The sequence below is a fragment of the Kosakonia pseudosacchari genome, assembly GCF_900184035.1.
Classification (GTDB): domain Bacteria; phylum Pseudomonadota; class Gammaproteobacteria; order Enterobacterales; family Enterobacteriaceae; genus Kosakonia; species Kosakonia pseudosacchari.
The window spans coordinates 713,995-728,017 of the sequence record NZ_FXWP01000009.1; the positions used below are offsets into that span (position 1 = coordinate 713,995).

The 14,023-nt window shown below is 56.2% G+C and carries 11 protein-coding genes; 3 read left to right on the forward strand and 8 right to left on the reverse strand.

Features of this window, described 5'->3' with window-relative positions:
* The first annotated feature begins 65 nt into the window (after window positions 1-65).
* On the forward strand, window positions 66-1,112 hold the full coding sequence (gene potD, locus BN2591_RS05475; protein ID WP_086869675.1) for a spermidine/putrescine ABC transporter substrate-binding protein PotD: 1,047 nt from the start codon (window positions 66-68) through the stop codon (window positions 1,110-1,112).
* Between the two features lie 21 nt (window positions 1,113-1,133).
* Here the strand turns inward: potD and BN2591_RS05480 are convergent, their stop codons facing one another.
* From BN2591_RS05480 to lolC, 8 genes are all read right to left on the reverse strand, one after another.
* Window positions 1,134-2,480, reverse strand: coding sequence for an ATP-binding protein (locus tag BN2591_RS05480; protein WP_086869677.1), 1,347 nt, complete (start codon window positions 2,478-2,480; stop codon window positions 1,134-1,136).
* Entirely contained in the window at window positions 2,449-3,135 is a 687-nt protein-coding gene (locus tag BN2591_RS05485) for a response regulator transcription factor (protein WP_086869680.1), read from the reverse strand. Before BN2591_RS05485 ends, BN2591_RS05480 begins: the two co-directional genes overlap by 32 nt.
* Window positions 3,135-3,896 carry a MipA/OmpV family protein gene (locus tag BN2591_RS05490; protein ID WP_086869682.1) on the reverse strand — a complete coding sequence of 254 codons (762 nt, stop codon included), beginning with the start codon at window positions 3,894-3,896 and terminating at the stop codon, window positions 3,135-3,137. Before BN2591_RS05490 ends, BN2591_RS05485 begins: the two co-directional genes overlap by 1 nt.
* Window positions 3,897-4,070: 174 nt before the next feature.
* Window positions 4,071-4,892 carry a Sir2 family NAD+-dependent deacetylase gene (cobB, locus tag BN2591_RS05495; RefSeq protein ID WP_086869684.1) on the reverse strand — a complete coding sequence of 274 codons (822 nt, stop codon included), beginning with the start codon at window positions 4,890-4,892 and terminating at the stop codon, window positions 4,071-4,073.
* Between the two features lie 14 nt (window positions 4,893-4,906).
* On the reverse strand, window positions 4,907-5,818 hold the full coding sequence (gene nagK, locus BN2591_RS05500; RefSeq protein WP_086869686.1) for an N-acetylglucosamine kinase: 912 nt from the start codon (window positions 5,816-5,818) through the stop codon (window positions 4,907-4,909).
* Between the two features lie 35 nt (window positions 5,819-5,853).
* The gene (lolE, locus tag BN2591_RS05505) at window positions 5,854-7,098 is read right to left on the reverse strand and encodes a lipoprotein-releasing ABC transporter permease subunit LolE (protein WP_086869689.1); all 1,245 of its coding nucleotides are present in this window, start codon (window positions 7,096-7,098) and stop codon (window positions 5,854-5,856) included.
* A complete protein-coding gene (gene lolD, locus BN2591_RS05510; RefSeq protein WP_086869691.1) occupies window positions 7,098-7,799 on the reverse strand; it encodes a lipoprotein-releasing ABC transporter ATP-binding protein LolD in 702 nt (233 codons plus the stop codon). The genes lolE and lolD overlap by 1 nt, the downstream gene beginning before the upstream one ends.
* Entirely contained in the window at window positions 7,792-8,991 is a 1,200-nt protein-coding gene (lolC, locus tag BN2591_RS05515) for a lipoprotein-releasing ABC transporter permease subunit LolC (RefSeq protein WP_086869692.1), read from the reverse strand. The genes lolD and lolC overlap by 8 nt, the downstream gene beginning before the upstream one ends.
* Window positions 8,992-9,284: 293 nt before the next feature.
* On the opposite strand from lolC, the gene BN2591_RS05520 reads away from it, so the two are divergent.
* A complete protein-coding gene (locus BN2591_RS05520; protein WP_086869966.1) occupies window positions 9,285-10,358 on the forward strand; it encodes an acyltransferase family protein in 1,074 nt (357 codons plus the stop codon).
* Between the two features lie 113 nt (window positions 10,359-10,471).
* Window positions 10,472-13,918 carry a transcription-repair coupling factor gene (mfd, locus tag BN2591_RS05525; protein WP_086869694.1) on the forward strand — a complete coding sequence of 1,149 codons (3,447 nt, stop codon included), beginning with the start codon at window positions 10,472-10,474 and terminating at the stop codon, window positions 13,916-13,918.
* The last annotated feature ends 105 nt before the right edge of the window (window positions 13,919-14,023 follow it).

The following is a 14,023-nucleotide window of genomic DNA, read 5'->3' on the forward strand; positions in this document are numbered from 1 at the left end:
TGTCCAGACCCGGAATGGCAAATAAAATAGCCTGCAAGACAGGCGCAAACTCAGGGGACGTTTGAATGAAAAAATGGTCACGCCACCTGCTCGCGGCGGGCGCACTTGCCCTCGGCATGAGCGCCGCACACGCCGACGACAACAAAACACTCTACTTCTATAACTGGACCGAGTATGTGCCGCCCGGCCTGCTGGAACAGTTCGCCAAAGAGACCGGCATCAAGGTTATCTATTCAACCTATGAGTCGAATGAAACCATGTACGCCAAGCTCAAAACGTACAAAGAAGGTGCGTACGATCTGGTCGTTCCGTCGACCTACTTTGTCGACAAAATGCGCAAAGAGGGCATGATTCAGAAGATCGATAAAACGAAGCTGACTAACTTCCATAATCTCGATCCGCAAATGCTGAACAAGCCATTTGACCCCAACAATGATTACTCCATTCCGTACATTTGGGGCGCGACGGCGATTGGCGTCAACAGCGACGCCATCGATGCGAAAACCATCACCAGCTGGGCGGATCTGTGGAAACCGGAATACAAAAGCAGCCTGCTGTTAACCGACGATGCGCGCGAAGTGTTCCAGATGGCGCTGCGCAAACTCGGTTATTCCGGCAACACTACCGATGTGAAAGAGATTGAAGCAGCTTATAAAGAGCTACAAAAACTGATGCCGAACGTGGCGGCGTTTAACTCCGATAATCCGGCGAACCCGTATATGGAAGGCGAAGTGAACCTTGGTATGGTGTGGAACGGTTCCGCCTGGGTTGCGCGCCAGGCGGGAACGCCGCTGGAGGTGGTGTGGCCAAAAGAAGGCGGTATTTTCTGGATGGACAGCTTAGCGATCCCCACTAATGCGAAAAACGTCGACGGTGCGCTGAAGCTGATTAACTTCCTGTTGCGCCCGGAAATCGCGAAACAGGTCGCGGAAACCATCGGCTACCCGACGCCAAATCTGGCGGCGCGTAAGCTGCTCAAACCTGAAGTGGCAAACGATAAATCCCTCTATCCGGATGCCGTGACCATCGAGAAAGGTGAATGGCAAAACGATGTTGGCAGCGCCAGCGCCATTTATGAAGAGTATTACCAGAAGTTAAAAGCGGGTCGTTAACGCTATCGTCGACCGGGTGGCTCACCCGGTCGACACTGTCAGAAGCAACCCCGGGCAGGCATTTACCGCCTGCAACGTCCAGCCGTGTGCCAGCGCAATTTCATGGCAAATCGCCAGCCCCAGTCCCGCCCCGCTATCGCGTCGATGCGCGCCGCGCCAGAAGCGCGAAAACAGCAATGGCAAGTCGTCTTCCGCCACGCCCGGCCCCACATCGCGTACCGTAAACCCCTTTTCGCTGACGGCGATATGCACTGCCGTACCGGGCGGCGCATGCTGGATAGCGTTCTCGATCAGGTTTTTAAGCAGGGTAAATAACGCCCCACGATCGCCGCGCCAGCGCAGCGCATCGTCAGCCGTTGATAAGGTCAACGAAACCTGCGCATCTGAAGCGATACGCTGAAGAAACTGCACGCTATCGCGGACGATCGCATGGACATCAACCTGAGCAAACTGGTAGCTAAGCGGTTCGCTGGCCTCTGCCAGCAGTAATAATTGCTGAACCTGACGCGCCAGATGTTCAACCTGCAACAACAGCGGCTCGCGTGCGTCACGCTGTTGATCCATCAGTTCAACTTCCGCGCGTATCAGCGTCAGCGGCGTTTTTAACTCATGCGCCGCTTTCGCCAGAAAATCCTGCTGATTGCGATACCCCTTCTCCAGTCGCGCCAGCACCTGGTTGAAGCTGTCAATCAGCGGCAAAATCTCTGTCGGCACACCGCGCGTTTGCAGACGCGCATCCAGCGAACGCGGCGAGATAAGCGCCGCCTCCGTCGACACATTGCGCAGCGGCTTCAGGGAATATTTCAGCGTCACCCACGCACAAAGCCCGAACACCACCAGCAGCACCAGGCTGAACAACTCAATACCGAAGCGGATAAACGGTAAGGCAAAACCGCGATGCAGAAAGTCGATAATGCGCGAGCTGGCGGCCATCTGGATCCACCAGGTTTTGCCTGCAAGAACATACGGTTCGCTCGCGCCATCGTAAATCATGCCGTTAAGCGTAAATTTAAAATCTCGCGCTATTTGCGGTGTCAGCGTCGGCCAGTGCTGCGCGCCGGGCGACATCAATACGACTCGTCCTTCAGCATCCAGCACGCGATAAGCCACATCATCGGTAATGCTCTGGTAAATCCACAGTGGATACTGATCGCCATTGTTGAACCCGGTCGGCAGGCCGCGTGAGTCAAACTGCAACTCCTTCGCCAGCCTGTGGGTGTAATCAGAAAGATCCATCCCCGGCAAGCGCTCTTTCACCACCCGACCCGACAGCACCAGTAATGCAATACTCAGCAGCGCCCCGGCGATAAACGCCAGCAGTATCTTCAGCGCAAGGCTATTCAACCAACGTTTTTTCCCGGATGGCATAGCCCAGTCCCCTGAGGTTAACAATCTGCAGGCGCGAACCAATCGCCGCTAACTTGCGCCTTAACCGGTGCAGCGCGACGTCGAGCGCGTTTGGCGTCACCGCATCGCTTAAGCCCCATCCGGCGGCTTCCATCCGGCTGCGGCGCACTACACCGCCCTGCTTGCCCACCAGCGCTAACATGATTTGCAGCTCCGCAGGCGCCAGCGCAATGTGCTGTTCGCCACACTGCATAATGCTGGCTTCCGGCGAGAGAGTGACATCTCCCCACGCCGGTTGCAGGGGCTGGCTTTGCGCCGGACGGCGCAATAAAGCGCGTACGCGCGCCACCAGTTCCTCCATGGCAAACGGCTTGGCGAGATAGTCATCCGCGCCCGCCTCCAGCCCTTCGACGCGATCGTGCAGCGCATCGCGGGCAGTGAGGATCAAACAGGGGATCGCGACCTGCGCCTGACGCAAACGATGCAACAGCTGGAGACCATCGCCATCGGGCAGGCCGCGATCGAGCACCAGCGCCTGGTAGGAGACCTGTGCTATCGCCGTCCACGCTGCATCGCCGCGCCCGACGATATCTGCCGCAATCCCCGCCGCCGCCAGCCCTTTGGCAATCAGGCGCGCCAGATGGTCGTGATCTTCAATCAGTAATATTCGGCTCATCAGAAATAGTACATATAACTCATAAAGATGCGGTTCTCGTTAGTCCTGTCCACCAGCGGGCTGTCCTTAATTTCTGACGCCAGCAGCGTCATTTCCACATCAACCATCAACGCGTGATGCGAATTGAACGCGTACAGGCTGCGTACGCCCATTTCGGTGCTAAGAGAGGCATCCGCGCGGTATGCTGGCCGCCACGGACGTGCTTCGCTGCGGCGCACGCCGTAGTAGTAATCGACATAGTTGCTGTTATAACGGCTGGCGACCAGGCGCGGTGTCAATGTCAATTGCTCACTCAGATGCCAGCTTTTTTCTGCGCCCAGACGTAAACGTTGCCCGCTGCTGTTGCCGGAAAGATCGTGCGTCCAGTCGGCAAACAGATCCACCACCGGGTTTTGCCACTCAATGCCCGCTCCGCCCCAGAATCCGCCTTTGCGTTTCGCCATCCCTTTCAGGATATCGGCATCATCGGACGAATAGCCTGCGCCGTCGTAACGGGCTATTAGACCGAAATTGAGCTGTTGGGTTTCACTCAGATGCAGCGCGGGCAATTTAACTTCAGCCGTCGTGCCTGAGAAGTGGAAATAACGGTTTTCATAATGCAGAACCGGGATTGGGGTGTACTGCCGGTTACTATCCTGGTAAGGCTTTTGCGTGCTAATGACGCCGACGCCAACTCCCCAAACCGGCTGTTCTTCGGCCTGAGCGACAAAGACAACAGAGAAGAGACTTGCTGCGACAATACAACGAGGCACAACACCCATAATGATACTCCTGTTAGCGGTGGAAACGCTATCATCAGGGGGGTTGTCTTACGGGGAACTTACCGGAGATGTTCACGGGAGCCACAAGCTGGCGTGTAACGACCGGGTCAATAAGCGGTCAGCAAAAAGCGCGGTAAACCGCCATCCTCGTAGCTAAAAGGATGGCGGTGACGGTTAAAGCCCTTTTAGCAGCTTTTCGACATATTCCGGCACGACCTGGCTTGCCAGCCCGTAATGTTTCTCTTCAAACTCGCTGCCGACCTGGCTCGGTTCGAGGTTCAGCTCTACGGTATGCGCGCCCTGCAGTTTCGCTTCATGCACAAACCCGGCGGCCGGATAGACATGCCCGGAGGTGCCAATGGCGATAAACACATCCGCCATTGCCAGCGCGCTGTAAATCTCGTCCATCCCCAGCGGCATTTCGCCAAACCATACTACATGCGGGCGCAGCGGCGCCGGAAACTGGCAGCAGTGGCATTTGTCGTCATGCGTCACATCGCCCGTCCACGCCAGCACCTGCCCACTTTGCGAACAGCGCACTTTTAACAGCTCGCCATGCATATGGATAATGTTTTTATTGCCCGCGCGTTCGTGCAGGTTGTCGATGTTTTGCGTGATCAGTAAAAAGCGATCGCCCAGCGCCTGCTCCAGCTTCGCCAGCGCCAGATGCGCGGCATTCGGCACAATCTCCGGCAGTTGCAGTTGCCTGCGCCGATCGTTATAGAAGGTTTGCACCAGTTGCGGATTGCGGGCGAAACCTTCCGGCGTCGCCACGTCTTCAACATGATGCTCTTCCCACAGCCCGTCTGCCGCGCGGAAGGTTCGAATACCGGATTCAGCGGAAATACCCGCTCCCGTCAGAACGACGACTCTTGGTTTTTCCATTACGCCTGTCACCATTGTGTCTCTGAAAAAAATCCGCTGACGTAAGCGCTCGCGCAAACGGCGCTTGTTACGGCGAAAACGGCTGAGACGATGTGAACGTCGCGATTGCATAGCATCCTCTCAGATTAGTCAGTGAGGTGAAGAAAGGCCGCGCCGCGCATCCCGCCCGCATCGCCGTGGCGCGCGCGTTCGATACGCGGTACATCGCCTGCCGGTAACAGATGCGGCGCAATACGCGCCGGCAGCAGCCGGGTCAGCGCGCTGAAATTCGATAAACCACCGCCAATCACCAGCAGATCCGGGTCAACGATGGTCAGGATATTGCCCAGACACACCGCCAGCAAATCCACGTAGCGTTCCACATGCGCCAGTGCCTTCGCCTCTCCCTGTTCCCAGCGCGTAATGATTTCCGGCGCTGACAAGGATTGATGATAGAAGTGTCGGTACAGCCACGCAAAACCGCGACCTGAGAGATAATTTTCAATACAGCCGATTTTTCCGCAGCCGCAGCGGGTCAGCGGAAAATCAAAACCCATCAGTCCCAGCGCATCCACCGGCAAGCGGATATGCCCAAATTCGCCAGTGATAAAGCGACGACCGGTAACAGATTTCCCGTTCACCACCAGCCCACCACCAACGCCGGTGCCGAGGATTAACCCCATCACCAGCGGATACTGACGGAATTCGTCATCCCAGGCTTCTGAAAGCGTAAAGCAGTTGGCGTCGTTGTCGATACGCACATTGCGCTCAAGCAACGCAGTGAGGTCAGCGCGCAGCGGTTGACCGCTGGCGGCGGGAAGATTAGCGGCATAGAGCGTGCCGTCGGCGGTTTCCGGCATGCCGGGAATACCGACGCCGACGCTGCCTTTGACACCGAAGTGCGCATCCGCTTCGGCAACCAGATCGGCAATGGCGCGCAGAAACGCCTCATAACTGTCATGCGGGGTGGCGACGCGCTTTTCCCACTGTAAACGTCGGTTGGCGTCAAAGACGCCCAACGCGATTTTACTGCCGCCGATATCAAATCCGTAATTCATTGCCACTCCTTCGTTGTGGTCCGTTCCACGCGGAATTACTGCCCGCTCAGCACTCTGGCGGGATCAATATTGCTCGCTCTGCGCGCCGGATACCAGCTTGCCAGCAGGCTTAGCGCCAGCGCCGTCACCAGCACATAGACGACATCCAGCGGGTGCAGCTCCGATGGCAGGAAATCGATAAAGTAGATATCTCCCGACAGGAACTGATGGCCGAGAAGCGTCTCAATCACGTTAATAATTGGCGTTAATTGCAGCGACACGACCACGCCGATCACCACACCGCTGATGCTACCAAGCAGGCCCGCCAGCAGGCCGTACCAGACGAAAATGGCGCGGATAAGCCCATCTTTCGCCCCGAGCGTACGCAGCACGGCAATATCGCCGCTCTTGTCTTTTACCGCCATGACCAGCGTCGAGACAATGTTAAAACAAGCCACGCCAATCACTAACACCATCGCCAGATACATTATGGCGCGGATCATCTGAATGTCGCGATACATGTAGCCGTACTTGCCAATCCAGCTTTTGATATAGACGTAGCTGTTGGTCACTTCACCCGCGTCGCGCACCAGTTTGTTGGCGTTAAACACATCATTCACTTTGATGTCGATGCCGGTAACACTGCCGCCCATATCCAGATACTGCTGCGCGTCCTGCATGGGGATCATCGCATAGCTGTGATCAAGCTGTCCGCTCAGTTGCAGAATGCCCGTTACGTGCAGGCGCACGCGTTTGGGTTGCAGCAGTTTATGCGCGTCGTCAGAGTTAGGGATCATGATGGAAACCCAGTCGCCCTGCTTCACTTTCAGCGCATCGGCCACGCCTTTACCCAGAATGATCTGCTGCTCACCGGCACGGAAATTTTGCCAGGCATCGCCCTGTACAAATTTCGGCAAGGCACTGAGCTGCATTTCCTGCGCCGGGTCAACGCCTTTCACCTGAATCGCGCGCAGGTTCGCACCGCTTTCCACCAGCCCGGTAAAATTAATATAGGGCGCAGCGGCGGCAATGCCCGGCACTTTTTTCACTTTTTCCAGCGCCGTGTCCCAGTTAGTCCACGGCTGATTCACCGGCTCAATTTCACCGTGCGGCACCACCGCCAGAATGCGGTTGTTCAGCTCACGTTCGAAACCGTTCATCGCGCTTAAACCGACAATCAGCACCGCCACGCCCAGCGCGATACCAACGGTGGAGATCACCGAAATCAGTGACACCATCCCGCCACGACGGCGACCACGGCTAAAACGCAGCGCAATCAGTAAAGAGAGAGGGGAAGCCATTACTCGGCCCCCATCAGGGTGACTTCAGTATTCAGGCGGCCATCGCGCATTTCCAGTTGGCGATTCATCCTTTTCGCCAGTTGTAAATCATGCGTCACCACGAGGAAAGCCGTACCTTGCATTTTGTTCAACTCGCCCAGCAGTTCGAAAATGCTGTCGGCGTTACGCGCATCGAGGTTCCCGGTCGGTTCATCTGCCAGCACCAGGCGCGGATTGTTGACCAGCGCGCGGGCAATCGCCACACGCTGGCGTTCACCGCCGGAAAGCTCGGAGGGACGATGGCTGGCACGATGTTCAAGCCCAACCGCGCGCAGCATTTCCCGGGCACGTTCATTAATTTCCGCCGGTTTCTTTTTGCCAATCAACAGCGGCATTGCCACGTTTTCCAGCGCGGTGAAGTCCGGCAACAAATGGTGGAACTGGTAGATAAAACCTAACTCCCGGTTACGCAACTCCGCTTTGGCGGTCGAGGAGAGTTTGCTCATCGGCTGGTCACGGAAAATCACATCGCCTGAAGTGGGCGTATCCAGCCCGCCCAACAGGTGTAACAGCGTACTTTTACCGGAGCCGGAGCTGCCGACAATCGCCATTAACTCCCCTTCCGCCATGCTAAAGCTGACATCGTGCAGAACGTCGGTTTGCACACTGCCTTCCTGATAGCGTTTGCACAGGTTGTCGCATTGCAACAGGATCTTATTCATAACGTAAAGCCTCGGCGGGTTGAGTGGCGGCAGCGCGCCAGGAAGGATAAAGCGTAGAGAGCAGCGCGATGGCCATTGCCACCAGCGCAATACCAATCACCTGTAGCGGCTCAATCGCCACCGGCAGGGCTGCGCCATCAAGAAACGCGCCGATAATCGGCATTAAATTATTCAACTGGCTGGCAAGCAGCGCCCCCAGCCCGGCACCCAGCAGCGCGCCAATAATCCCGGCGCTCGCCCCTTGCACCATAAACACCAGCATGATTTGCCGTGGTGTTAAGCCCTGGGTTTGTAAAATCGCAACCTCGCCCTGCTTTTCCATCACCATCAAACCCAGCGAGGTAATAATATTGAAGGCCGCCACGGCGATGATCAGGCTCAGCAGCAGCCCCATCATATTTTTTTCCATCCGCACCGCCTGGAACAGCTCGCCTTTACGATCGCGCCAGTCCTGCCATTTGGTGCCTTCCGGCAATTTCTGCTGGCTGAGCACATCGACTTTCAGCGGCTCGTTCAACCATAAACGCCAGCCGGTGATATTCCCCGCCGGGTAGCGCATCAGGCGTGAAGCGTCATCAATATTGACCAGCATCTGGTATTCGTCGACTTCGCTGTTCGCCGCAAATGTACCAATCACGGTGAACAGACGCTGGCTCGGCAAACGGCCCATCGGCGTAAACTGGCTGGCGGACGGCACCATCACGCGAATTTGATCGCCACGGTTTACGCCCAACTGACCGGCCAGTTGCTCACCGAGGATAATATTGTATTTGCCCGCTTGCAGGTCGCTTTGTTTGACATTCACCAGATATGGCGTCAGCGGATCGTTTTGTGCCGGATCGATGCCCATCATGACACCCACCGCAACGCTGCGCGCGCTCTGCAGCACCACATCACCGGTGGTGAGCGGCGCGATACGCGTCACTCCCTGCAATTTGACCTCGCTTGCCGGGAGCTGCGCGGGATTCAGTGAGCCGTTTTGCGTGGTGAGAGTGGCCTGCGGCATCAGCCCCAGGATGTTGTTTTGCAGCTCGCGCTCAAAGCCATTCATCACCGATAACACCGTTACCAGCGCCATAACACCGAGGGTGATGCCAATGGTTGACAGCCAGGAGACAAAGCGGCCGAAGCGGTCCGCTGCGCGCCCGCGCATATAGCGCAGGCCTATGAAAAGAGTGACAGGCTGGTACATGAAATCCGTCTGGTTGCTGATAGCAGAGAGAGGAGTATATAAGCGAAAGCACAGAGCGTAAATGAGTGAAACGGTAAGTATTCGTCAGACAGATAAGGAAAAATTCCGTGAAATCAAACCAATAAATAACCGTCAGCCCGTTTGCATTACCGTTTGTTTGTACGGCTGTTAACCGCGCAGTTCCTCTCGCCTTAATCCGAAAATGAACAAATACAGACACTTCCCCAATACATCCCTCTCCTGCCTGACCAGGATCAACGGCCAGAATTATGGCAAAACAGGCAACAACGTTAATGAAACAGAAAGCATTATGGATTAATCAAATCAAAGGGTTATGTATTTGTCTGGTCGTGGTTTATCACTCAGTCATCACGTTTTACCCGCACCTTTCGACTTTCCAGCATCCGTGGTCGCAAACGCTCTCTAAGTGCTGGATTTATTTCAACCTCTATCTCGCGCCGTTTCGTATGCCGGTGTTCTTTTTCATCTCCGGTTATCTCATTCGCCGTTATATAGACGATGTGCCGTGGAAAGAAACGCTCGATAAGCGTATCTGGAGCATTGTCTATGTGCTGGCTCTGTGGGGCCTACTGCAATGGGCAGGCTTAAGCCAGATTAATGACTGGCTCGCGCCGCAGCGCGATCTGAGTAATGCCGCTAATGCGGCTTATGCGGAGAACTGGCGCGAATTCGCGCAGGGTATGCTCACCGCCAGCACCAGCTTGTGGTATCTCTATGCGCTGGTGGTCTATTTCACGCTTTGTAAGCTGTTCAGTCGCTGGAAAGTGCCACTATTAGCGCTGATGATTGTGGCAAGCCTGGCGATTAATTACCTGCCACTGCCGTGGTGGGGGATGAACAGCGTGGTGCGCAATATGATTTTTTATTCGCTCGGCGCCTGGTATGGGGCAAGCGTGATGGAGTGGGTCAAAACCGTGTCGCTCCGCCGTTACGGGTTACTGTTTGCGCTGGCGGCGGTAGTGGCTTTCGGGCTGTGGATGTTCAATATGCCCCTGCCGCTGTGCCTGCTTTCTATCGTGGGCATTATGCGTTTGTTCCAGGCGCTGGAGCAGCGTTTTCCACCCAACGAAAAGAGCCTGCTGAACGTGGTCGGCTCTAATACGCTGGCGATTTATACTACCCACCGCATTCTGATTGAAGCCATCAGCCTGGCGCTGCTCAAGCCGATGAACGCGGGCGCGTGGCCGCAAACGGTCGAGCTGGCGCTACTGTTGGTCTATCCGTTTGCCACGTTACTGATTTGTACGCTGGTTGGGCTGATGGTGCGAAAATTGTCGTCGGCGCTGTTCGCCGATCTCTTTTTCACGCCGCCAACGAAACATCTCACGGCGGTGCAAGCGCGTTAATCCTGCGCGTCGTATTGGCTAACGCCGCCTAATCACAGATAATAATGGTATTGCGTATCAGGGATATGCCCCCATAACGGGGGGTATATCCATAATGAGATCTTGATATCCCCATGCCTGAACAATACCGTTATTCCCTGCCTGTCAAAGCAGGCGACCAGCGCCAGTTTGGCGAACTCACAGGTGCCGCCTGCGCCACCGAAGTTGCGGAAATCATTGAACGCCATCCGGGTCCCGTCGTGCTGATTGCGCCGGATATGCAAAACGCGCTGCGCTTGCAGGATGAGATTGGGCAATTTACCGATAACCTGGTGATGAACCTCGCCGACTGGGAAACGCTGCCGTATGACAGCTTCTCGCCGCACCAGGAAATTATCTCTTCCCGCCTGTCGACGTTATATCAACTCCCCTCCATGCAGCGCGGTGTGTTGATTGTTCCGGTAAATACGCTGATGCAGCGCGTTTGCCCGCATAGCTACCTGCATGGCCATGCGCTGGTGATGAAAAAAGGCCAACGCTTGTCGCGCGACGAGCTGCGCAGCCAACTGGACAACGCGGGTTATCGCCATGTTGATCAAGTTATGGAGCATGGGGAATACGCCACACGCGGCGCGCTGCTCGATCTTTTCCCGATGGGCAGTGAGCAGCCTTTCCGCCTCGACTTTTTCGACGACGAAATTGACAGTTTGCGTCTGTTTGACGCCGATACCCAGCGTACGCTGGAAGAAGTCGAGGCAATTAACTTACTGCCCGCGCACGAATTTCCGACCGATAAAAACGCCATTGAGCTGTTCCGCAGCCAGTGGCGCGATAAATTTGAGGTCAAACGCGACGCAGAGCATATCTACCAGCAAGTCAGCAAGGGTACGCTGCCTACCGGGATTGAGTACTGGCAGCCGCTGTTTTTCAGCGAACCGCTACCGCCGCTGTTCAGCTATTTCCCGGCAAATACGTTGCTGGTCAACACCGGTAATCTGGAAAACAGCGCCGAGCGCTTCCAGCAGGAGACGCTGGCGCGTTTTGAGAACCGCGGTGTTGATCCCATGCGCCCTTTGCTGCCGCCGGAGACGCTGTGGCTTCGCGTTGATGAGCTTTACAGCGAGCTGAAGAAATGGCCGCGCATCCAGTTAAAAACCGAACAGCTGGCCGACAAAGCCGCGCATGTTAACCTGGGTTACCGGTCATTGCCGGATCTGGCGGTACAGGCGCAGCAGAAATCGCCGCTTGATAATCTGCGCAAGTTCCTCGAATCCTTCGCCGGGCCGGTGGTGTTCTCGGTTGAGAGTGAAGGTCGTCGCGAGGCGTTAATCGAGCTACTGGCGCGCATCAAAGTTGCGCCTAAGCGCATTATGCGTCTCGACGAAGCCGAAACGCCTGGCGCATACCTGATGATTGGCGCCGCCGAACACGGCTTTATCGATACGTTACGCAGCCGGGCGTTGATTTGTGAAAGCGATCTGCTCGGTGAGCGCGTCGCGCGTCGCCGCCAGGATACACGACGCACTATCAACCCGGATACCTTGATCCGCAACCTCGCCGAACTGCATGACGGTCAGCCAGTGGTGCACCTGGAGCACGGCGTGGGCCGGTATGCCGGCATGACCACGCTGGAAGCGGGCGGCATCAAAGGCGAATACCTGGTGCTGACCTACGCGGGTGATGCCAAATTGTACGTGCCCGTCTCGTCGCTGCATTTAATCAGCCGCTACGCAGGTGGTGCTGAAGAGAACGCGCCGCTGCATAAACTGGGGAGCGATGCCTGGTCACGCGCGCGGCAAAAAGCGGCGGAAAAAGTGCGCGATGTCGCCGCAGAGCTGCTGGATATTTACGCGCAGCGCGCCGCCAAAGCGGGCTTCGCCTTTAAACATGACAAAGAGCAGTATCAACTTTTCTGCGACAGTTTCCCGTTTGAAACCACGCCGGATCAGGCGCAAGCCATTAACGCGGTACTCAGCGATATGTGCCAGCCGCTGGCAATGGACCGGCTGGTGTGCGGCGATGTCGGCTTCGGTAAAACCGAAGTGGCGATGCGCGCCGCGTTTCTTGCGGTTGAGAACAATAAGCAGGTGGCGGTGCTGGTGCCAACCACCCTTCTCGCCCAGCAGCACTTCGATAACTTCCGCGATCGTTTCGCCAACTGGCCGGTGCGCATTGAAATGCTTTCACGTTTTCGCAGCGCCAAAGAGCAGGCGCAGATCCTGGAGCAGGCCGCCGAAGGGAAAATCGATATTCTGATTGGCACGCACAAGCTGCTGCAAAGCGATGTCAAAATGAAGGATCTCGGCCTGTTAATTGTCGATGAAGAGCACCGTTTCGGTGTGCGCCACAAAGAGCGTATTAAAGCGATGCGCGCCGATGTGGATATCCTGACGCTGACCGCGACGCCGATCCCCCGTACGCTGAATATGGCGATGAGCGGGATGCGCGATCTGTCGATTATCGCCACCCCACCCGCGCGCCGCCTGGCAGTGAAAACCTTTGTGCGCGAGTACGACAATCTGGTGGTGCGCGAGGCGATGCTGCGTGAGATCCTGCGCGGTGGGCAGGTCTATTATCTCTACAATGATGTGGAAAATATCCAGAAAGCCGCCGACCGCCTGGCGGAACTGGTGCCGGAAGCGCGCATCGCCATCGGTCACGGTCAGATGCGTGAACGCGAGCTGGAGCGGGTGATGAATGATTTCCACCATCAACGTTTCAACGTGCTGGTATGCACCACCATTATTGAAACCGGGATCGATATTCCGACCGCCAACACCATCATTATTGAACGCGCCGATCACTTCGGTCTTGCCCAGCTACACCAGCTGCGCGGGCGTGTCGGGCGTTCGCACCACCAGGCCTACGCCTGGCTGCTGACGCCACATCCTAAAGCCATGACCACCGATGCGCAAAAACGTCTGGAGGCCATCGCTTCGCTGGAAGATTTAGGCGCGGGCTTTGCGCTGGCAACGCATGACCTGGAGATTCGCGGTGCGGGAGAACTGCTGGGCGAAGACCAGAGTGGGCAGATGGAAACCATCGGCTTCTCGCTCTATATGGAGCTGCTGGAAAACGCGGTCGATGCGCTGAAAGCGGGCCGCGAGCCGTCGCTGGAAGATCTCACCAGCCAGCAAACTGAAGTTGAATTACGTATGCCTTCGCTGTTGCCGGATGACTTTATTCCTGACGTCAACACGCGCTTGTCATTCTATAAACGCATCGCCAGCGCCAAAGATGAGAACGCGCTGGAGGAGATTAAAGTCGAGCTGATTGACCGTTTCGGCCTGTTACCGGATCCGGCGCGTAACCTGCTGGATATTGCCCGCTTGCGCCAGCAGGCGCAAAAACTGGGGATCCGCAAGCTGGAAGGTAACGAGAAAGGCGGCATGATTGAGTTCAACGCGAAAAATCATGTTAACCCGGCGTGGCTGATTGGCTTACTGCAGAAACAACCGCAGCATTTCCGCCTCGATGGCCCAACGCGGCTGAAGTTTATACAGGATCTCAGCGAGCGCAAAGTACGTATGGATTGGGTACGTAACTTTATGCAGCAGCTCGCCGAAAACGCGGTAGCCTGACAAAAACGTTCCAGGCCGGGTCATACGACCCGGTTTCCTTACTTTCCTCAATATTTACAAATATTTTGCAATACTCCAGGATTTCCCTACACGCTGACCTACCAT

Bases quoted from the DNA above. Each gene is read 5' to 3' on its own strand.
- lolE (WP_086869689.1), bottom strand. From the start codon at position 7,098: ATGGCTTCCCCTCTCTCTTTACTGATTGCGCTGCGTTTTAGCCGTGGT.
- potD (WP_086869675.1), top strand. From the start codon at position 66: ATGAAAAAATGGTCACGCCACCTGCTCGCGGCGGGCGCACTTGCCCTC.
- BN2591_RS05485 (WP_086869680.1), bottom strand. From the start codon at position 3,135: ATGAGCCGAATATTACTGATTGAAGATCACGACCATCTGGCGCGCCTG.
- BN2591_RS05490 (WP_086869682.1), bottom strand. From the start codon at position 3,896: ATGGGTGTTGTGCCTCGTTGTATTGTCGCAGCAAGTCTCTTCTCTGTT.
- BN2591_RS05480 (WP_086869677.1), bottom strand. From the start codon at position 2,480: ATGCCATCCGGGAAAAAACGTTGGTTGAATAGCCTTGCGCTGAAGATA.
- mfd (WP_086869694.1), top strand. From the start codon at position 10,472: ATGCCTGAACAATACCGTTATTCCCTGCCTGTCAAAGCAGGCGACCAG.
- cobB (WP_086869684.1), bottom strand. From the start codon at position 4,892: ATGCAATCGCGACGTTCACATCGTCTCAGCCGTTTTCGCCGTAACAAG.
- lolC (WP_086869692.1), bottom strand. From the start codon at position 8,991: ATGTACCAGCCTGTCACTCTTTTCATAGGCCTGCGCTATATGCGCGGG.
- lolD (WP_086869691.1), bottom strand. From the start codon at position 7,799: ATGAATAAGATCCTGTTGCAATGCGACAACCTGTGCAAACGCTATCAG.
- BN2591_RS05520 (WP_086869966.1), top strand. From the start codon at position 9,285: ATGAAACAGAAAGCATTATGGATTAATCAAATCAAAGGGTTATGTATT.
- nagK (WP_086869686.1), bottom strand. From the start codon at position 5,818: ATGAATTACGGATTTGATATCGGCGGCAGTAAAATCGCGTTGGGCGTC.